This is a genomic window from Mycobacterium novum, from assembly GCF_010726505.1.
GTDB lineage: Bacteria > Actinomycetota > Actinomycetes > Mycobacteriales > Mycobacteriaceae > Mycobacterium > Mycobacterium algericum.
On the sequence record NZ_AP022562.1, the window covers coordinates 31,062 to 50,687 of the forward strand.

The 19,626-nt window shown below is 71.2% G+C and carries 14 protein-coding genes; 1 reads left to right on the forward strand and 13 read right to left on the reverse strand.

The genetic code is table 11. From position 1 onward, the window contains the following. Positions 1-38: 38 nt before the first annotated feature. The 12 genes from G6N19_RS00140 to G6N19_RS00195 form a co-directional block, all read right to left on the reverse strand. Positions 39-1,238, reverse strand: a complete 1,200-nt coding sequence (locus G6N19_RS00140; protein WP_013828772.1) for an argininosuccinate synthase — start codon at positions 1,236-1,238, stop codon at positions 39-41. Positions 1,239-1,264: 26 nt separating this feature from the next. Continuing rightward, positions 1,265-1,750, reverse strand: coding sequence for an arginine repressor (locus G6N19_RS00145; protein WP_041317769.1), 486 nt, complete (start codon positions 1,748-1,750; stop codon positions 1,265-1,267). Continuing rightward, positions 1,747-2,682 (reverse strand): ornithine carbamoyltransferase, encoded by a 936-nt coding sequence (gene argF, locus G6N19_RS00150; protein WP_013828770.1) that lies wholly within the window; start codon positions 2,680-2,682, stop codon positions 1,747-1,749. The genes G6N19_RS00145 and argF overlap by 4 nt, the downstream gene beginning before the upstream one ends. Then, the gene (locus G6N19_RS00155; RefSeq protein WP_193465542.1) at positions 2,675-3,853 is read right to left on the reverse strand and encodes an acetylornithine transaminase; all 1,179 of its coding nucleotides are present in this window, start codon (positions 3,851-3,853) and stop codon (positions 2,675-2,677) included. The genes argF and G6N19_RS00155 overlap by 8 nt, the downstream gene beginning before the upstream one ends. Next, entirely contained in the window at positions 3,850-4,719 is an 870-nt protein-coding gene (gene argB / locus G6N19_RS00160) for an acetylglutamate kinase (RefSeq protein WP_013828768.1), read from the reverse strand. The genes G6N19_RS00155 and argB overlap by 4 nt, the downstream gene beginning before the upstream one ends. Next, the gene (gene argJ, locus G6N19_RS00165; RefSeq protein ID WP_013828767.1) at positions 4,716-5,912 is read right to left on the reverse strand and encodes a bifunctional glutamate N-acetyltransferase/amino-acid acetyltransferase ArgJ; all 1,197 of its coding nucleotides are present in this window, start codon (positions 5,910-5,912) and stop codon (positions 4,716-4,718) included. Before argJ ends, argB begins: the two co-directional genes overlap by 4 nt. Beyond that, positions 5,909-6,943: an N-acetyl-gamma-glutamyl-phosphate reductase gene (gene argC, locus G6N19_RS00170; RefSeq protein WP_041317765.1), complete on the reverse strand. Its 1,035-nt coding sequence runs from the start codon at positions 6,941-6,943 to the stop codon at positions 5,909-5,911. Before argC ends, argJ begins: the two co-directional genes overlap by 4 nt. A gap of 144 nt (positions 6,944-7,087) precedes the next feature. After that, on the reverse strand, positions 7,088-8,545 hold the full coding sequence (locus tag G6N19_RS00175) for a dihydrolipoyl dehydrogenase family protein (protein WP_193465543.1): 1,458 nt from the start codon (positions 8,543-8,545) through the stop codon (positions 7,088-7,090). A 161-nt stretch (positions 8,546-8,706) separates the two neighbouring features. Then, a complete protein-coding gene (gene pheT / locus G6N19_RS00180) occupies positions 8,707-11,187 on the reverse strand; it encodes a phenylalanine--tRNA ligase subunit beta (protein ID WP_193465544.1) in 2,481 nt (826 codons plus the stop codon). After that, a complete protein-coding gene (pheS, locus tag G6N19_RS00185) occupies positions 11,187-12,248 on the reverse strand; it encodes a phenylalanine--tRNA ligase subunit alpha (RefSeq protein ID WP_193465545.1) in 1,062 nt (353 codons plus the stop codon). Before pheS ends, pheT begins: the two co-directional genes overlap by 1 nt. 110 nt (positions 12,249-12,358) lie before the next feature. Next, entirely contained in the window at positions 12,359-16,528 is a 4,170-nt protein-coding gene (locus G6N19_RS21500) for a PGRS repeat-containing protein (RefSeq protein ID WP_193465546.1), read from the reverse strand. 142 nt (positions 16,529-16,670) lie between these two features. Further along, a complete protein-coding gene (locus G6N19_RS00195) occupies positions 16,671-17,576 on the reverse strand; it encodes an adenylate/guanylate cyclase domain-containing protein (protein ID WP_013828761.1) in 906 nt (301 codons plus the stop codon). Positions 17,577-17,733: 157 nt separating this feature from the next. Here G6N19_RS00195 and G6N19_RS00200 point away from each other — a divergent pair, with 157 nt between their 5' ends. Further along, a complete protein-coding gene (locus G6N19_RS00200) occupies positions 17,734-18,840 on the forward strand; it encodes an oxygenase MpaB family protein (RefSeq protein WP_232062463.1) in 1,107 nt (368 codons plus the stop codon). Here the strand turns inward: G6N19_RS00200 and G6N19_RS00205 are convergent. Continuing rightward, complete coding sequence (locus G6N19_RS00205; protein WP_193465547.1) at positions 18,837-19,625, reverse strand: TrmH family RNA methyltransferase; 789 nt, start codon at positions 19,623-19,625, stop codon at positions 18,837-18,839. The two genes, G6N19_RS00200 and G6N19_RS00205, sit on opposite strands and share 4 nt — an antisense overlap. Position 19,626: the final 1 nt, after the last annotated feature.

Genomic DNA, 19,626 nt, shown 5'->3' on the forward strand with positions numbered 1-19,626 from the left:
GCCGTGGAATTCCCACTCGCGGCGAAGAAAGCGGAGATTCACGAGCCCAGGTCCCGGCGGGCGGAGATCTTCGAGCTCAACCCGTGGATCTCGACGAAGCCACGCGCGGCGGACTGGTCGAAGGTGTCGCCCTCGTCGTAGGTGGCCAGGTTGAAGTCGTACAGCGACTCACTGCTGCGCCGGCCGTTGACCGCGATGTGGCCGCCGTGCAGCACCAGTCGCACCTCGCCGCTCACGTGCTGCTGGGTGTGGGCGACGAAAGACTCCAGCGCGGCCTTCAGCGGCGAATACCACAGCCCGTCGTAGACCAGCTCGGCCCACTTCTGGTCGGTGTGCCGCTTGAACCGGCCCAGCTCGCGCTCCAGGGTGACGTGCTCGAGTTCGGTGTGGGCGCTGATCAGCACCATCGCGCCGGGGGCCTCGTAGATCTCGCGGCTCTTGATGCCCACCAGCCGGTCCTCGACCACATCGAGGCGTCCCACGCCCTGGGCGCCGGCCCGCCGGTTGAGCTCGACGATGGCCTCCAGCACCGACACTTCCCGTCCGTCGATCGACACCGGAACCCCGCGTTCGAAGCCGATGATCACCTCATCGGGGGTGTTCCAGTTGACGGTCGGGTCCTCGGTGTAGTCGTAGACGTCCTTGGTCGGCGCGTTCCACAGGTGCTCCAGGAACCCGGTCTCCACCGCGCGGCCCCACACGTTCTGGTCGATGGAGAACGGTGAGCGCTTGGTGACGTTGATCGGGATGTCGTTCTGCTCGGCGAACGCGATCGCCTTCTCCCGGGTCCAGGCGTAGTCGCGGACCGGGGCCAGCACCTTGAGATCCGGTGCCAACGAGGCGAATCCGACCTCGAACCGGACCTGGTCGTTGCCCTTGCCGGTGCAGCCGTGCGCGACGGTGCCGCCGCCGTACTCGCGGGCCGCGGCCACCAGGTGTTTGACGATCAGCGGCCGGCTGATCGCCGAGACCAGCGGGTAGCGGTCCATGTAGAGCGCGTTGGACTGGATGGTGGGCAGGCAGTAGCCCTCGGCGAACTCGTCGCGGGCGTCGACCACGACGGATTCGACGGCCCCGCAGTCCAGGGCCCGCTGGCGCACCACGTCCATGTCCTCGCCGCCCTGGCCGAGGTCGATGGCGACGGCCACGACTTCGCGCCCGGTCTCCTTGCCGATCCAGCTGATCGCCACCGAGGTGTCCAGGCCACCGGAATACGCCAGGATGACGCGTTCGGACATCGAGTTCTCCTTGCTGTGTGCTGTATCTACTGCAGGTCGTTGAGGGCGGCGGCGAGCTCGGCGCCGGTCATCGGCTCGCGCGCTGCCACGAAGATGGTGTCATCCCCGGCGATGGTGCCGACGACGTACGGTAGCGCGGCCCGGTCGATGGCACTGGCCAGGTAGTCCGCCGCGCCGGGCGGGGTGCGCAGCACCGCGAGGTTTCCGGTGGCGTCGGTGGACACCAGCAGCTCCCCCAGCAGCCGGCACAGCCGGTCGGTGCCGCCGGCCATACGCAGCGGGTTGCCGTCTTCGGGAATGACGTACCCGCCGACTCCCCCATCGGGGCCCCGCAGTTTCACCGCGCCCAGTTCCTCCAGGTCGCGTGACAGGGTGGCCTGGGTGACCTCGATGCCGTCGGCGGCCAGCAGCGCGGCCAGCTCGGTCTGGCTGCGTACCGGTTCCGCCGACAGCACCTCGACGATGCGGGCCTGGCGGCCCACCCGGGTGATGGGGCTGTCGGCTCGGCTCATCGTGACCGTTCCAGCAACCACACCAACAGCGCCTTCTGTGCGTGCAGCCGGTTCTCGGCCTCGTCCCAGACCGCGCTGCGCGGCCCGTCGATCACCGCGTCGGTGATCTCGTCGCCGCGGTGTGCCGGAAGGCAGTGCAGCACAGTGACGTCCGGGTCGGCCAGTGCAACCAATTCGTCGTTGATCTGATAAGGCCGAAACGGCGCGACCCGGTCCAGGCCGTCGTCTTCCTGGCCCATCGAAGTCCAGGTGTCGGTGACCAGCACGTCGGCGCCGCCGGCCGCCTTGGCCGGGTCGGCGGTGAGGCTGACCGAGGCGCCGGTGTCGGCGGCGCGCTGCTGCGCGGCGGCGACGACGGCCGGATCGGGGGTGAAACCGTCCGGGGCGGCCACAGTGACGTGGATGCCGGCGGTGACGCCGCCGAGCATCAGCGAGTGCGCCATATTGTTGGCGCCGTCACCGAGGTAGGTCATTCTGAGCCCTTTGAGCCCCTTCGGGCCTCCTTTGCGCTCGGCGATGGTCTGCAGGTCGGCCAGCACCTGGCACGGATGGAACTCGTCGGAGAGCGCGTTGATGATCGGCACCGTGGCGGTGGCGGCCATGGCGGTCAGTCGGTCCTGGGCGAAGGTGCGCCACACGATGGCGTCGACATAGCGCGACAGCACCCGCCCGGTGTCCTCCAGGGTCTCGTCGCGGCCCAGTTGGGTGGAACGGCCGTCGACGACGACGGCGTGCCCGCCGAGTTGGGCGATGCCGACCTCGAAGGAGAACCTGGTGCGGGTGGAATTCTTGTCGAAGATCACCGCGACCCCGCGCGGGCCCTCCAGTGGCCGGCGGCTGTGCGGTGCGGCCTTGAGTTCAGCTGCCAGCGCCAGGATTTCGGCCTGCTCGGCGGGGGTGACGTCGTCGTCGCGCAGAAAGTTCCTAAGCATGTGCGGCCTCCTGCGCGGTGTCCAGCACGCCGGGCAGCGCCGTCAGGAAACCGTCGAGCTGTGCTTCGCTGATGATCAGTGGTGGCGCCAGCCGGACGACGTCCGGCGCGGCGGCGTTGACCAGGAACCCGGCCTCGCGTGCGGCCAGCTCGACGTCTTTGGCCTTCGGCGCGGTCAGCACCACACCCAGCAGCAGGCCCTTGCCGCGGACGTGGTCGATCAGCGGGTGATGCAGTTCCTCGATGCCGTGGCTGAGCGTCTTGCCGAGCACCCCGGCCCGGGCGACCAGGTCGCCGTCGGCCAGCGCCCGCAGCACCGCCAGCGCGGCCGCGGTGCAGACCGGGTTGCCGCCGAAGGTGCTGCCGTGGCTGCCGGGGGTCAACAGGTCAGCGGCCGCGCCGACGGCCAGGCACGCCCCGATCGGCAGGCCGCCGCTGAGTCCCTTGGCCAGCGTGACGATGTCGGGGGTGATGCCGTCGTGCTGGTGGGCGTAGAACGCCCCGGTGCGGCCGACGCCGGTCTGCACCTCGTCGAACACCAGCAGTGCGCCGTAGGCCGCGGTGATGCCGCGAGCCTCGGCCAAATAGCCGGCGGGCGGGACGACGACACCGCCCTCCCCCATGATCGGCTCCAGGAAGACCGCCGCGGTCGCCGAGTCGACAGCCTCGGCAAGCGCTTTGGTGTCTCCGTAGGGCACGTGGGTGATGTCGCCGGGCAGCGGTTCGAACGGCGCCCGCTTATCGGGTTGACCGGTCAACGCCAGCGACCCCATCGTCCGGCCGTGGAACGCGCCGTCGGCCGCTACGATCTTCGTCTTGCCGGTGAGCCGGGTCAGTTTGAACGCCGCCTCGTTGGCCTCGGCGCCGGAGTTGCAGAAGAACACTCGCGCCGGTGCGCCCAGCTGGTCGACGAGGCCTTCGGCCAGCGCGACGCCCGGCTCGGTGGCGTACAGGTTCGAGGTGTGGCCCAGGGTGTTCAACTGGGTGGTGACGGCTTCGATCACCGCGGGGTGGCGGTGGCCGAGCAGGTTGACGGCGATGCCGCCGAGCAGATCGAGATAGTCCTTACCCGCTTCGTCGGTCACCACCGCGCCCTGGCCGCTGACCAAAGCCAGCGGCGGGGTGCCATAGTTGTTCATCATCACCGCGGACCAGCGGTCTTGCAGGCTCATGGGTTCACCACCTTGGTTCCGGTGCCGGCGTCGGTGAACAATTCGACGAGCACGCAGTGCTTGACCCGGCCGTCGATGATGTGGGCGCTGGGCACCCCGCCGCGCACGGCGCGCAGGCAGGCTTCGACTTTGGGGATCATGCCCGATTCCAGCGTCGGCAACAGCTGCGCCAGTGTCGCGGTGTCGATCTCGCTGACCAGCGAATCGGTGTCGGGCCAGTCGGTGTAGAGGCCGTCGACGTCGGTGAGCATCAGCAGTTTCTCGGCTTGCAGGGCTTCGGCCAGCGCTGCCGCGGCGGTGTCGGCGTTGATGTTGTGCACCACGCCGTCCGCATCGGGGGCAAGGGTGGAGACCACCGGGATCCGGCCTGCGGCAATGAGATCGCGCACCGCGGCGGTGTTGACCTGGTCGACGTCGCCGACCAGTCCGATGTCGGTGGCGACGCCGTCGACGGTGACACTGCGCCGCACCGCGGTGAACAGCGCGGCGTCCTCACCGGTGATGCCGACGGCATAGGGGCCGTGGGCGTTGATCAGCCCGACGAGTTCGCGGCCGACCTGGCCGAACAGCACCATGCGCGCAACGTCGAGCACTTCCGGTGTGGTGACCCGGAATCCGCCCTTGAAGTCGCCTTCGATCCCGAGCCGGGAGAGCATGGTGCTGATCTGCGGTCCGCCGCCGTGGACCACCACCGGCTGGATACCGCAGTTGCGCAGGAACGCCATGTCGGCGGCGAACGCGTGCTTGAGGGTGTCGTCGGTCATGGCGTTGCCGCCGTATTTGACGACGACGATCTTGCCGTGCAGCTGCTTGAGCCAGGGCAGTGCTTCGGCCAGAACTTGGGCTTTGGTCGCGGTGCTGGTCATGAGCTGTACGCGGAGTTCTCTTCGACGTAGGCGTGGGACAGGTCGGTGGTGCGCACCGTGGCCTGCCCGCTGCCCTGGTTCAGCTCGACGGTGACGTCGATGTCGGGGCCGGACAGGTCGACTTCGCGGGCTCCCGGCATCGGCAGGCCGTCGCTGAATACCGGTGACCCGTTGAATGCCACCGTGATCCGGTCCGGGTCGATGGCGAACGGCACCATCCCGACGGCGGCCAGCACCCGGCCCCAGTTGGGGTCGGAGCCGAACAGCGCGGTCTTGACCAGGCTGTCGCGGGCGACGAGCCGGGCCGCCAGCAGCGCGTCGTCGTCGTTGCCGGCGCCGGTGACGGTGATCGTGACCCGTTTGGTGACGCCTTCGGCGTCGGCCTGCAGCTGGGCGCACAAGTCCTCGCAGGCGGCCAGCACCGCGGCGTCGAGTTCGTCCTGGCTGGGCGTGATCTCGCTGGCACCCGAGGACAGCAACAGCACCGTGTCGTTGGTGGAGCAGCTGCCGTCGATGTCGAGGCGGTCGAAGGTCAGGGCGGCGGCGCGGCGCAGCGCGGTATCGAGTGCGGCCGCGTCGGCTTTGGCGTCGGTGGTGAGCACCACCAGCATGGTGGCCAGCGACGGGGCCAGCATGCCGGCACCTTTGGCCATCCCGCCCAGCGTCCAGTTGTCATCGTGGTGCAGCGCAACCTGTTTGGCCACGGTGTCGGTCGTCATGATCGCGCGGGCGGCCTCGTCGCCACCGACCAGTCCCCCGGCCATCTCCTGCACCACGTCGGTGACTCCGGCCAGCAGCTTGTCCATCGGCAGCCGGTCGCCGATCAGTCCGGTGGAGCAGACCGCCACCTCGACGGCTCCGGTCTCGGTGCCCCACTCCGACAACGCGGCAGCGACGGCCTCGGCGGTGGCGTGGGTGTCTTGGAATCCGCCCGGGCCGGTGCAGGCGTTGGCGCCGCCGGAGTTGAGGATCACCGCCCGCAGCCGGCAGCTTTTGAGCACCTGTTGGCTCCACAGCACCGGGGCCGCCTTGACCTGGTTGCTGGTGAACACTCCGGCGGCCGCGTAGTCGGGCCCCTCGTTGAACACCAGCGCCAGGTCCGGCGCCCCGGAAGCCTTGATGCCGGCGGCGATTCCGGCCGCCCGGAAGCCCGCCGGCGCTGTCACCCCTTGTTCGCGCAGGATCCGTGTCACGGGGCGACACCCACTGTCGAAAGCCCTTCGGACTCCGGCCAGCCCAGTGCCAGGTTCATCGCCTGCACCGCGGCGCCGCCGGTGCCTTTGACCAGGTTGTCGATGGCGGCGATCGCGATGAACGTCGAGGCGTCCTCGTCGACGGCCACCGCCAGGTGCGCGGCGTTACTGCCGATCACCGATCCGGTCTTGGGCAGCTGGCCCTCCGGTAGCAGCCGTACGAACGGCTCTGCCTGGTAGGCCTTTTCGTAGGCGGCGCGCAGCTTGGGCAGCGGCGTGGTGGTTTTGGCGGTGCAGGTGGCCAGGATGCCCCGCGACGCCGGGATCAGCACCGGGATGAAGGAGACGGTGACGTCACGGTGGGTGACCGCCCGCAGGCCCTGGCCGATCTCCGGAGTGTGCCGGTGCGCGCCGGCGATGTTGTAGGCCCGCGCCGAGCCGATCACCTCCGAGCCGAGCAGGTCGACCTTGGCGGCCTTGCCGGCGCCGGAGGTGCCGCTGACCGCGACCACGGAGACGTCCGGCTCGATCAGGCCGGCGGCGACGGCCGGGAACAGCGCCAGCAGCGCCGCCGTCGGGTAGCAGCCCGGCACTGCGATCCGGCGGGCGTCCTTGAGCTGTTCGCGCGCCCCGGGCAGTTCCGGCAGGCCGTAGGGCCAGGTGCCCGCGTGCGACGTGCCGTAGAAGCGTTCCCAGTCGGTCGGGTCGTCCAGCCGGAAGTCCGCGCCGCAGTCCACCACCAGGGTGTCGTCGCCGAGCTGTTCGGCCAGTACCGCCGAATGTCCGTGCGGCAGGCCGAGAAACACCACGTCGTGGCCGGCGAGGACGTCGACCTCGGTGGGCTGGAGGACCCGGTCGGCCAGCGGCATGAGATGCGGGTGCTGTTCGCCCATGGTGCTGCCGGCGTTACCGGCGGCGGTCAGCGCCCCGATCGTCAACCGGCCGTCCGCGTAAGCTGGGTGCCCCAGTAACAGCCGCAGAATCTCACCGCCGGCGTACCCACTGGCACCGGCTACCGCCACAGAAACCATGCGACCAGTGTTGCATTGTTATGCATCAATGCGCAAACCCATTACGTTTATTTCCGGCCAGCGTGCGGGTCCCCGGCCGACACGCCGTGGCCAGAACCGTTTTTGCGCACGCCCGCCGACGGTATCTGAGGCTCAGACCGACACTCAGCTCGGCGCTTGGACCGATGCGGAATCGCGGTAGGCCTCCAGCAGCCGCAGCCAGACCTCGCTGATCGTCGGAAAACACGGCACGGCGTGCCAGAGCCGACTCACCGGCACCCGCCCGGCGACGGCGATGGTGGCCGAGTGCAGCAGGTCGGCGACACCGGGGCCGACGAACGTGGCACCGAGCAGGTACTCATGCTCGGCGTCGACCACCATGCGGGCGCGCCCACGGTAGCCGTCGGCGTGCAGTTTGGCCCCGGTCACCGCCTCGCCGATCTCCACATCCACCACCTGCACCCGCTGCCCGGCCTGTTGCGCCTGCTCGGCGGTGAGCCCCACGGCGGCAGCCTCCGGGTCGGTGAAGAACACCTGCGGCACCGCGTGGTGGTCAGCGGTGGCGGCATGGGCGCCCCAGTCCGCGGTGTCCAGCGGGGCGCCGGTGGCTCGCGCGCCGATGGCGTCGCCTGTAATGCGTGCCTGGTATTTGCCCTCGTGGGTCAGCAGCGCCCGGTGATTGACGTCGCCGCACGCGTACAGCCACCCGTCGTCGACGGCCTGCACCCGGCAGGTGTCATCGACCTGCAGCCAGTCCCCGGGATTCAGGCCGACGGTGTCCAGGCCGATGTCGCCGGTAGCCGGGCTGCGGCCCGTCGCGAACAGCACCTCGTCGACTTCGAGTTCGCCGCCGTCGGTCAACTCCAAACGCACCGGCCCATCACCGTCGCGCCCGAGCCGGGCCACCGAAACACCCGTGCGCACATCGACTCCCGCCTCGGCCAACCCGCGCGCGACGTACTCGCCGACGAACGGCTCCATCCGCGCCAATAACCCCGATCCGCGCACCAGCATCGTCACGGCCGAGCCCAAACACTGCCAGGCGGTGGCCATTTCGACGCCCACACCGCCGGCGCCGACGACCGCGATCCGGCCGGGAACCGACATGGCTTCGGTGGCTTCGCGATTGGTCCACGGCCGGGCCTCGGCGATACCGGGCAGTTCCGGGAGTGCCGCGCGGGTTCCGGTGCAGATCACCACCGCATGGCGGGCGGCCAGCTCCACGGTGTCGTCGCCGGGCGTGGTGACCACCACCCGCCGCGGCCCGTCGAGACGTCCGTGCCCGCGCACCAGCGTCGCGCCGATGCCGTTGATCCAGTCCACCTGGCCGGTGTCGTCCCAGTCGCCCACGAAGTCGTTGCGGCGGCCGAACACTCCGGCGGCGTCGATCGGGGAGCTGACGGCTTCGCGCGCGCCGGCCACGCGGCGGGCGTCGGCCAGCGCGAGCACCGGCCGCAGCAGCGCCTTGCTGGGCACGCAGGCCCAATAGGAGCATTCGCCGCCGGCGAGTTCGCGCTCCACGATCGCCACCGTCAGCCCGGCGGCCCGGGCGCGGTCGGCGACGTTCTCACCGACCGGTCCGGCTCCGAGTACGACGACGTCAAAGGTTTCGGGTTCGTTCATAGCGTTGAACTCCCATCGAGCTTCCCGCTCGGTGACGCGTGGCGCTTCTCAGCATGCCGGAGTACCCGGGGCTCGCGATAGGCCGCGAGAGTGCATAGTTGTACGCCTGACCGCGGCGTGTCGTGTGCAAACACGCCCGCTCGCGCAAAATGAGCAAGGGCCTAGCGCAGGGTGGCGCCGACGCGCTCGGCGGCGCAGGCCACCGCGGCGTCGCGGGCCGCACTCGCCTCGTCCTCGGTCAGGGTGCGATCGGCGGCGCGGAAGCGCAGCGCGAACGCCAGCGACTTGCGGCCGTCGGCGACCTGCGGGCCGGTGTAGACGTCGAACAGGGCGATGTCTTCCAGCAGCGCGCCGGCGCCGGCGCGCACCGCATCGGCCACCGATTGGGCGGTCACCTTCTCATCGACCACCAGCGCGACGTCCTGGAACACCGCCGGGAACGGCGACACCCGCGGCGCCGGCAGCGACGACGCGATGGGCATGGCGTCCAGGTTCAACTCGACCGCGCAGGTGCCCTTGGGCAGCCCGGAGCGTTCGACGACGGCCGGGTGCAGCTGCCCGGCGTAACCGATCACGGTCTCGCCGACGAGCACCTCGGCGCAGCGGCCCGGATGCCACGGCAGGTATGCACCGGCCCGCAGGGTGATCTCGACGCCGGCGGCGCGGGCGATGGTGCGGGCGGCCTCGATGGCGTCGGCGGCCTCGACCGGCCGGCCCGGCCCCCACGGGCCGCGCGGCTCGGCAAGGCCGGTCAGCGCCACCGCGATGTGCTGCGGCTGGCGCGGCAATGCGGCGTCGATCCCGGCGATCTCCGCATCGGTGGGCCGCCGGGCGGGCGTGACGGCCGGGAATTCGGCAGGCCCCACCGACTGCACCACCTGGGCGATGGCAAACAGTGCGACATCGTTGATACCGCGGGACACGTTGCGCCCCAATGCTTCCAGCAGGCCCGGCAGCAGCGTGCTGGCCAGCTGCGGCCGGTCGGCCTCCAGCGGGTTGAGCACGGCGACGGTGGCGCGGCGCGGGTCGTGGTCGGCCAGGCCCCAGGCGTCGAACACCCCGGCGGGCAAAAACGGGCTGGTGAGCACCTCGACGTAGCCGGCCAGCGCCAGCGACTTGCCGATCGCGCGCCGGCGCCGCTGGGTGTCGGTCAGGCCTCGCCCGGCCGGCGCCGTGGGCAGCACCGACGGGATGGACTCCAGGCCTTCGAGCCGCAGCACCTCCTCGACCAGGTCGGCGGGCAGGCGCAGGTCCGGCCGCCAGCTCGGCGGGGTGACGGTCAGTGTCGCGCCGTGAGCCGCCACGGTGCAGCCGACCTGGGTCAGCCGCCGGGCGGTGGTGCCCTCGGGGTAGCTCACCCCGGCGGTGCGGTCCGGCAGGTCGGCGGCGATCTCGATGGGTGCCGGGTTCCAGTTCTCGACGGGCGGGTCACCGCGCCAGTCGGTCAGTGTGGGTTCGACGGCTCCCCCGGCGATCTCGGCGAGCAGCGTCGCACACCGGTCCAGCACGGCCACCGAGATGGCCGGGTCCACGGCGCGCTCGTAGCGGCGGGCGGCCTCGCTGGGCAGGTGCAGCCGCCGCGCGGTCCGCGACACCGCTGCGGGATCCCAGATCGCGGCCTCCAACAGCACGTCGGTCGAGTCGTCGCGCATCTCGGTGCTGCCCGAGCCCATCACGCCGCCGATCGCGGCGGTCGCGACGTCGTCGACGATCAGCACATCGGCCGGGTCCAGCTTGCGTTCGATGTCATCGAGGGTGGTGACGGTCTCGCCGGGCGCCGCGAAGCGCACGCCGAATCCGCCGGTGATGCGAGACCGGTCGTGGGCGTGCATCGGGTGGCCGAGTTCGACCATCACGTAGTTGGTGGCGTCGACGGCCGGCGAGATCGCCCGGATACCGCAGAGCAGCAGTCGGCGCTGCAGCCACCACGGCGACACCGCCGCCGGGTCGATGCCGGTGACGCCGCGTAGCGCGAAGCGGCGCACGCCGGTGTCGGGTTGCACGGTCAGCGGCCAGGCCTCGCCGTCGGCGGGCAGCGGCGGAACGGCGGCCGGATCGGCGAAGTTCAGGTCCAGCGCGCACGCCAGATCCCGTGCCAGGCCCCGCACCGACATGCAGTAGCCGCGGTCGGGGGTGATGGCCAGCTCGTAGACCACGTCGTCGAGGCCGAGGACCTCGGCGGCGTCGGCACCGGGGTCGGCGGTGCCAGCCGGTAGTACCAGGATGCCCGAATGGTCGGTGCTCAGCCGGATTTCGGACGCCGAGCAGATCATCCCATCGCTGGTGCGGCCGTAGGTCTTGCGGGTGGCGATGACGAAGTCGCCGGGCAGCACCGCACCCGGCAGTGCCACCACCACCAGGTCGTCAATCGCGAAATTGGTGGCGCCGCAGACGATCTCACGTGGCTCATCCTCGCCGACGTCGACGCGGCAGGCTCGGATCGGTTTCTTGAACTCGGTGAGCTCCTCGATCTCGACGACCCGGCCGACCTTGAACGGTCCGGTGACCGGACCCAGGGTGTGCACGTCCTCGACCTCGTGGCCGACGCGCAGCAGCGCCTGCTCCATGTCGTGTGCGGTGATGTCCAAGTCGGGCGCGCCTGCGGTCAGGGCCTCACGCAGCCAGCTGTGGGGAATGCGCATCAGGCACCCACTCCGAACGGCAGCGAGAACCGGACATCGCCCTCGACCATGTCGCGCATGTCGGGGATTCCGTTGCGGAACTGCAGGGTTCGCTCCAGGCCCATACCGAACGCGAAGCCGGAGTACTCGTCGGCGTCGATGCCCACGGCGCGCAGCACGTTGGGGTGCACCATGCCGCAGCCGCCCCATTCCACCCAGCCGGGGCCGCCCTTTTTGCCCTCGAACCAGATGTCGACCTCGGCGGAGGGCTCGGTGAAGGGGAAGAAGTGCGGCCGGAACCGGGTGCGCGTCGCCGGCCCGAACTCCGATTGCGCGAACGCGTCCAGGGTGCCGCGCAGGTGTGCCATGGTCAGCCCGCGGTCCACCGCCAGCCCCTCGACCTGGTGGAATACCGGGGTGTGGGTGGCGTCGAGTTCGTCGGTGCGGAAGGTGCGGCCGATCGAGACGACGTAGACCGGCAGCTCGCGGGCCAGCAGGGCGCGGATCTGCACCGGGGAGGTGTGGGTGCGCAGCAGTTGGCGCGAGCCGGGCGGGGCGATGTGGAAGGTGTCCTGGTCGCTGCGTGCCGGGTGGTCGACGGGGAAGTTCAGCGCGTCGAAGTTGAAGTGCTCAGCTTCGACCTCGGGGCCTTCGACCACCTCCCAGCCCATCGCGACGAAGGTGTCGGCGACGTGTTCGGCCAGTTGGGTGATCGGGTGGCGGGCCCCGACGAGTCGCCGCGCTGATGGCAGCGTGACGTCGATGCTCTCGGCGGCCAGCACGGCGGCGTCGCGTTCGGCACGCAACGCCGCCAGCCGCTCGTCGTAGGCCTGCTGGGCTTGGGTGCGGGCGGCGTTGACGCGCTTGCCGGCGTCGGCCCGGTCGGCCTTGTCCAGTTTGGCCAGCGCCTGGCGGGCCAGCGCCAGCGGCGCCTTGTCACCGAGGTGCTCGGTTTTGGCGTGGGCCAGCGCATCCAGGTCGGCGGCGGCGGTGAAGCCGTGCTGCGCTGCTTGCAGTGCCGCGTTCAGGGTCGCGTCGGAGACGACGGACGGGTCGAACTGTTCAGCAGGCTGATTGCCCACGGACGAGACTCCCCCTATTGGCTGTGACTTGGGTTGGGACGCAAGCGTCGATCCTATCGACCCCACGGCGAAAGCCCCGCACGCGGTGTGCGGGGCTTTCGGCCGTTGGGTTAGCTATCGGCGTCCGGGTCCGGGTCCGGGGTCTTGGGCTCAGCGCCCGCGCCGCCGGTGGTGCCTTCGCCTCCAGTGGTTCCGGTGGGCGCGGTTGGCGCGTCAGCGGTCTCGCCGGCTTCGCCGCCGGCCTTGCCGCCGGTACCGCCGGTGCCACCGATGCCGCCCTTGGTGCTGCCGACTCCGCTGCCGCCGTTACCGCCCCGACCGCCGTCGCCGCCGTGGCCCTCGGTGTCGGTATCGGTGCTGCTGCCGCCATTGCCGCCGTTGCCACCCGCGCCGACGGTAACTGCCTGGCCGTTGGTCGGAGCGGTGCCGCCGCCGGTCAGGGACCCGCCGGCACCGCCGTCGCCGCCCTTACCGCCGTTGCCCTCCGTGCTGTTGCCGCCGGCGCCGCCGGCGCCGCCGTTGTGGGCGCGCCAGGTCGCATCGCCGCTGTCACCGCCCTTGCCGCCGTCGCCGCCGTCGCCGGTGGTGCCGGTGCCGCCGGCCCCGCCCGCGCCGCCGGCGCCGGCGGAGCTGAAGACGTTGCCGCCGGTCAGGCCCTTCGCGCCGTCACCGCCGTTACCGCCGTTGCCGCCGTCCACGCCGTTGCCGCCGGCCCCGCCGGCGCCGCCGCTGCCGCCGAAGTTGAGGATCTGGCCCTTGCCGGCCAGATTGCCGTTGGCGTCGTTCCAGCCGGTGCCTCCGGCGCCGGTGCCGCCGTTACCGCCGTTACCGCCGTCGCCGTCGTCGCTGGCGCCGCCGGCGCCACCGGCGCCACCGCTGCCGCCGGTGATGGTGCCCGCACCGCCTTTACCACCGTTGCCGCCATTCCCGCCATTGCCGGATTCGATGGCCGGGGCCTCGGTGTCATCGCCATCGTTCTCGCCGCCGGTGCCACCGTCGCCTTCGCCGCCGTCACCGCTGCCATCGCCGTCGCCGTCATCGGCCGGGACGGTGGCGGCACCACCGGCGCCACCCTTACCACCGGCACCACCCCAGATCACTCGGGTACCGGCGTCGCTGGCGGCGGCACCACCGTCGCCACCGGTGCCGCCGTCACCGCCATTGCCGGTGATGGCGGTGCCACCGGCGCCGCCGTTTCCGCCGGCGCCGGAGACGCCCAGGATGGTGCCGGAGCCGAACTTGCCGCTGAACCCGTCGATGCCCCAGGTGCCGTCGGACCGCCAGCCGCTCGCGGTGCCGCCGTCACCGCCGGCGCCGCCCTTACCACCGTTGTCTTCAATGCCCGTGGCGGTGGCTGCACCGCCCGCACCGCCAGCACCGCCGGTGCCGCCGTACTGGCTGCCCGTGCCGCCGTCACCACCGGCGCCACCCTCTCCACCGCTGCCCGACTCCGTGCCTCCTGCGCCGCCCTTGCCGCCCGCGCCACCATTGCCGCCAGTAGTCGCGAGGCCGGTGTCAGGCGGGGTGACATTGGGCTCAGAAAGGTCGGAAAGATACGCATGGCCGCCGGCGCCGCCCTTGCCGCCATCGCCATGGACACCGCCCGTGCCACCGTCACCGCCGGCGCCGCCGTTCCAGTGGATTTCGTCGCCAGCCGCGCCGGCTCCGCCGTTGCCGCCGCGGACCTCGTCGGTGCTGGCCTCACCTGCGATTCCATCGGTACCAGCTTCGCCACCGATGCCACCGGTGCCCGCGGCGCCCCCGGCGCCGCCGTTGCCTGCCGAGCCGGCATCGCCGGCGTTACCGCCTGTGCCGCCGGAGCCGTAGCCGTACTGGCCCTTCTCATTCCAGTCGCCGTCAGCGCCGTCGCCGCCGTTGCCACCCGCACCGGCGTTGCCGCCGTCGCCGCCCTTGCCGCCGTCGCCGTTGGCGCCGGACTCGGATGCGCCGCCGGCACCGCCGGCGCCGCCATTGCCGCCGCTGTAGCCGTCGCCGCCGTTGCCGCCATTACCGGTGCCGTTTTCGAAGTCGCCGGCTGCGCCCGCCACGCCGTGGCCGCCGTCGCCACCCTTGCCGCCGTCGCCGCCCGTGCCGCCGTTCCCGGTGCCGGCGCCCTTACCGCCGGCACCACCGTCGCCGCCGTTGCCGCCGTCGCTGGTCTTGGCGCCTTCGGCCTCGGCACTGTCGGCTCCCTCGCCGCCCTTACCGCCGTTACCACCGTTGCCATTGCTGCCTTCGAACGCGTCACCGCCGTTACCGCCGCGGCCGCCGTCGCCACCGTAGGCGCCGTCGCCGCCCTTACCGCCGTTGCCGCCGCTGTTGTGCTCCGCGGTGCCGTCGGCGCCATTACCGCCGTTGCCGCCCTTGCTCGCTTCGGAGGGATCGGTGGCGCCCTGGGCGCCCGTAGCACCCTCGGCATCGGAGTTCTCACCCTCGCCGCCCCACTGGCCACCGGCGCCACCATTGCCGGCGAGCTCGCCGTTGGCCCCGGCCTTACCGCCGTCGCCGCCGTTGCCAGTCCCGTCGTCCCAGGTGCCGTTCGCCCCGTTGCCGCCGTCGCCGCCCGCACCGACGGCACCGCCGGCGCCGCCGGCGCCACCGTCACCGGCGGTGCCGTCGGTCCCGGTGTCGGTCTGCGCCTTACCGCCTACGCCGCCCTTACCGCCCTGACCGCCGTCGAAGCCGTTGCCACCCTGGCCGCCATTGCCACCGCTGTCCCCCGTACCGGGGTCAGCGTCATCGCCGGCCTCGCCCTTGAGCCCGTCGTGTCCGGCGCCGCCGACACCGCCGGTGCCGCCGTTGCCGCCATTGCCCGCCTCGGTACCACCGTCACCGCCGGCACCTCCGACACCGCCGGTGCCTCCGACCGTGACCTGATTGCCGTCCTCGTCGACGAGCGGGTTTCCATGCTCGTCGACGGCGGTAGCACTGACACCACCGGCACCACCGGTACCGCCCGTGCCACCGTTGCCGATCTTGCCGCCGTCTCCACCGAGGCCGCCGTCACCGCCCTTGCCGGCGTCATGCCAAGTAGTGGCGCCCGGACCGACCTCTTGACCAGCACCGCCCGCACCACCGGTGCCGCCCTGACCGCCGTTACCGGCGTCACCGCCGCTGCCGCCGTTGCCACCGACACCGCCGGTGCCCGCAGCGTGGTCGGCGGTGGCGTCCACGCCGGCACCACCGGTGCCGCCCTTGCCGCCATCACCGTTGACCGTGCTGGCCTCGCCGGCCGCACCCTTGCTGCCGAACATGCCGCCGTTGCCGCCCGCGCCGCCGGAACCGCCCGAGCCGCCTTCACCGCCGTCGCCGCCCGCGCCGCCGTTGAGGTGCTCGGCATCGCCCGCAGCACCGGTACCGCCCTGGCCGCCGGCGCCACCGGCCCCGCCAGCACCGCCCGCACCACCGCCGCCGAACATTGATCGCGTCGCGTTGCCGCCGGTGCCACCGGAGCCACCGGCGTTGCCGTCACCACCGACACCGCCGACCCCGCCGTCAACCACCCACGCTCCGTCCGCACCATCCTCGCCGGCCGTGCCCGCGCCACCGGCGCCGCCGACACCGCCGATGCCGAACAGCCAGCCCATGGCGTCGCCGCCGTTGCCACCGTTGGCACCCATGCCACCGGCACCACCGGCACCGCCGATGCCCATGATGGTGCCGCCGGCACCACCGTTACCGCCGACCTGGTCGTCCCAGCCGGCACCGCCGGCACCGCCATTGCCGAACAATCCGGCGGCGCCGCCGTCACCAGGCTCGACACCCTCCGAACCGGCGTAGCCGGCGCCGCCGTCGCCGAACCAGATGCCGCCGGCACCGCCATTGACGCTGTCCGCGGTGCCGTCGGCCCCGTCGCCGAGATAGAACTGACCCTCGGGAGCCCAGCCGTTGACCATGTCGACGAGCCAGGAGTTGGCCGGGTTCTCGATAAAGGCGTCGATCGACGAATACAGCGGCTGGTAGAAGAACGTGTTGAACAGCGACGTCATGTCGAATGCGCTGGTGTCGACCGCGATGCCCGGGTCCGCCGACGAGGTGAACCAGGAGCTGATGTCCCAGGTGCTGGTGTCCCAGTCGCTGGTGTCCCAACCCCACGCCGAGTCCGACACCGGCGCGAACAGGTCGGTCAGCCAGTCGAAGTCGAGGTCGGCGTGCGCCGTGGGGGCCGCGGCCAGCGGAGCCATACCGAACGCCAGGAACGCCGCCACCGTGCTGCCGGCACCGACCACCCGACGACGAACCCGGCGGTCGTTCCCGCGGCGCTGCTCCCGACCTGACATGATTTCCCCGCTTCTGCGCTGAAGGCGACCTGTGTAGAACTGCACAATTAGGTGACTTGTTCACGCAGACTATTCCAAGGAACGGGGTTCCTCCACTCGTGTGCGGGAATTCGACCGGCTCACAAGTAAGTTAACGCCACGCTCAGTCGGAAGCGGGGGGCTCGCGGCGAACCGCCTTGAGCCGATACATCATCAGATCGGCCGGGACACCGCTGGTCTTGGCCGACAGCACCTGTCGGCGGGCCCGCTTGGCCGTCACTCCCAACTCCTCGAGGTCCCCGGGCTCGATGCGCTCCAGCGTCGCCCCGGACACCACGATGCCGCCCTTGACGGCCCGCTCCATCACCCGCGCGGCGATGTTGACGTCCACGCCCAGCCAATCATCGGCCAGCCGCTGCGGCCGCCCGGTGTGGATACCGGCCCGCATCCGCGGCGTGAAGCCGTTGACCTCGACCGTCGCGATCGCATCCTGGGCTTCCAGCACCGCGCCGACCGCGATCAGCGGCTCGCGGAACACCGCCATGATCCCGTCGCCCATCCGTTTGACGATGCGGCCGCCGGCGTCCAGCAGCGGCGGTTCGACCGCCTGCGACACCCGCCGCAGCAGGGTGAGGGTGGCGTCGTCGCCGGACCGCAGCGACCACGTCGAGAAGCCGACCAGGTCGGTGAAGACCAGCGTCGCCTCGGCATTGGTGGGGGCGCGGGAAATCCGCTCGGTCAACGCCTGCCATATCTGCAAGGCCCCCAGACTGACCTCGCGCGACGCCGCGGAGCGGTCACCCATCAGCCGACCGGCCGCCCGGGCCGCGGCCTGCGGTCCCCCGTCGCCCGCGGTCGAGAGCGGATCGCCGAACTCGGGGTCGCCGGGTAGCGCCCGGCGCACCCGCCGGACCAAGTCGACCACCCGCACGTCGTTGGTCGTGCGGTTCAACCAGGCCGCGGCGTCGTCGAGGGAGAACGAACGGCGGCGGCTCGACGGGGCATGCTCCGGTATCTCCACCACCTCCTCGAGCTCGTCAGCCTGCCGACCGACCGGCTCGAGGTCCATGCGCCTCAGCGTAGGTGGCGGTTGCGGCCACCGGCAACGGCAGAGACACGTGGCACACGCCACGGTCGGCGATCCCGTCGCGACTCGCCCCCGATAATGTAGACAACATGTGTTGTCACAATTATGGTTGTGTCAGGTTCGCCAGACAGGAGACGTGATGACCGTTACGCCGACCACGTCCGCCGAGCGGGCAGCTGAGCCCGCGGAGCAGAGTGCCCCCGTACCGACCCCGCCCAAACCCGCGGCGGCCGTGGAGCCGTTGAACGCCGAATCGCTGACCTGGAAGTACTTCGGGGATATCCGCACCGGCGTGATGGGCATGTGGATCGGCACCATCGAGAACATGTACCCCGGCCTGGGCGCCGGCGTGGAAGAGCACTCCAGCCTGTGGCGTGAACCGCTGCAGCGGGTGACGCGGTCGGTGTACCCGATCATGGGCGTGGTCTACGACGGCATGCGCTCCCAGGCCACCGGTGCGGCGATCCGCGACTACCACCGCGACATCAAGGGCACCGATGCGCAGGGCCGGCGCTATCACGCGTTGGATCCTGAGACTTTCTATTGGGCGCATGCGACGTTCTTCATGTTGATCATCAAGCTGGCCGAGTACTTCTGCGGCGGGCTGACCGAGGCCGAGAAGCACCAACTCTTCGACGAACACGTGCAGTGGTACCGGATGTACGGCATGAGCATGCGCCCGGTGCCGAAGTCCTGGGACGAGTTCTGTGAGTACTGGGACCGGGTCTGCGAGGAAGAGCTGGAGATGACGCCGGCCGCGCAGGGCATCCTGGACATGCGCATCCCCAAGCCGTGGTTCGTGATGATGCCCACCGGCGTGTGGGATCAGCTGTTCAAGCCGGCACTGGCCGCCCAGCGCTGGGTGGCCGCCGGGCTGTTCGAACCGGTGGTTCGGGAGAAGGCCGGGCTGCGCTGGTCAGAAGGCGACGAGGTGCTGTTCCGGCTGTTGGGCAAGGCCGCCCACCTGGTGTTCAGCGTGGTCCCCGAGGAGATCCGGCTGCATCCGCGTGCGCTGGCCGGCTACAAGCGCGAACAGGGCAAGCTCCCCGCCGACGCACCGCTCATCGAAGCGCCCTGGTTCAGCGGACCGCCCAAGGACCGGCGCGCCAGCGGGATGCACTACGTGCCGCGGGTCAGCCGGGGCATGAAGCTGGTCGAGCGGGCCGGGGCGTTCGTGCACAGCACCTTCTCACTGGCCGCCGGCGGCGGCCTGGCGCCGCGCCCGCCACGCCGTAAGGCCGCCTAGGACCGGGCGCCGCGCTGCGCCCGCGCGCTCTGATACAGGCAGATCGCTGCTGCGGCAGCCACATTCAGGCTCTCCGCGCCGCCGGACATCGGGATGTGCACCCGATGGTCCGCGGCGGCCGCGACGGCAGCCGGCAAGCCGTGGGATTCCGGGCCGAACAGCCACGCGGTAGGCGCGGTCAGCACCGGATCGGCGTCGTCGAGACTCAGGTCGCCGTCCAGCGCCGTGGCCAGCAGCTGCAGCCCCGATTCGCGCAGCGCCGCAAGGACCGCATCGGTGTCGGCGGCCACCACGACCGGAACGTTGAAGACGCTGCCCGCCGAGGCGCGCAGGCACTTTCCGTTGTAGGGGTCGACGCTGTTGCCGGTCAACACCACCAGGGAAGCCCCGGTGGCGTCGGCGATACGGATCAGGGTGCCGGCGTTACCCGGCTCGCCGATGCCCACCGCGACCGCCACCAGGTGCGGCGCGTCGGCCAGCAACCCGCCCAGGTCCGGTTCCGGAACCGTGCATACGGCGACCAATCCGGCCGGGGTGACGGTGTCCGACAAGGCTTTAGCCGCCCGGTCGCTGATCTGGTGCACCGGCGCCCGGACCGACGCCAGCAGCTCGCCGTGCCGTTGCGCCGCCGATTCGGTGGCGAAGACCTCGACGGCCAGCCCGCGACGGATCGCAGCCTCGACCAGATTGGGACCCTCCGCCAGGAAGCGCTGTTCACGCTTCCTGACGACGTGCCGGTGCAGCTTGACCGCCGCGACCACGCGGGCCGAGCGTTCGGTCAGCATC

Bases quoted from the DNA above. Each gene is read 5' to 3' on its own strand.
- argC (WP_041317765.1), bottom strand. From the start codon at position 6,943: ATGGTTTCTGTGGCGGTAGCCGGTGCCAGTGGGTACGCCGGCGGTGAG.
- pheT (WP_193465544.1), bottom strand. From the start codon at position 11,187: ATGCGCATTCCCCACAGCTGGCTGCGTGAGGCCCTGACCGCAGGCGCG.
- G6N19_RS21500 (WP_193465546.1), bottom strand. From the start codon at position 16,528: ATGTCAGGTCGGGAGCAGCGCCGCGGGAACGACCGCCGGGTTCGTCGT.
- G6N19_RS00175 (WP_193465543.1), bottom strand. From the start codon at position 8,545: ATGAACGAACCCGAAACCTTTGACGTCGTCGTACTCGGAGCCGGACCG.
- argB (WP_013828768.1), bottom strand. From the start codon at position 4,719: ATGACCAGCACCGCGACCAAAGCCCAAGTTCTGGCCGAAGCACTGCCC.
- G6N19_RS00140 (WP_013828772.1), bottom strand. From the start codon at position 1,238: ATGTCCGAACGCGTCATCCTGGCGTATTCCGGTGGCCTGGACACCTCG.
- argF (WP_013828770.1), bottom strand. From the start codon at position 2,682: ATGCTTAGGAACTTTCTGCGCGACGACGACGTCACCCCCGCCGAGCAG.
- G6N19_RS00205 (WP_193465547.1), bottom strand. From the start codon at position 19,625: ATGCTGACCGAACGCTCGGCCCGCGTGGTCGCGGCGGTCAAGCTGCAC.
- G6N19_RS00145 (WP_041317769.1), bottom strand. From the start codon at position 1,750: ATGAGCCGAGCCGACAGCCCCATCACCCGGGTGGGCCGCCAGGCCCGC.
- G6N19_RS00200 (WP_232062463.1), top strand. From the start codon at position 17,734: ATGACCGTTACGCCGACCACGTCCGCCGAGCGGGCAGCTGAGCCCGCG.
- G6N19_RS00195 (WP_013828761.1), bottom strand. From the start codon at position 17,576: ATGGACCTCGAGCCGGTCGGTCGGCAGGCTGACGAGCTCGAGGAGGTG.
- G6N19_RS00155 (WP_193465542.1), bottom strand. From the start codon at position 3,853: ATGAGCCTGCAAGACCGCTGGTCCGCGGTGATGATGAACAACTATGGC.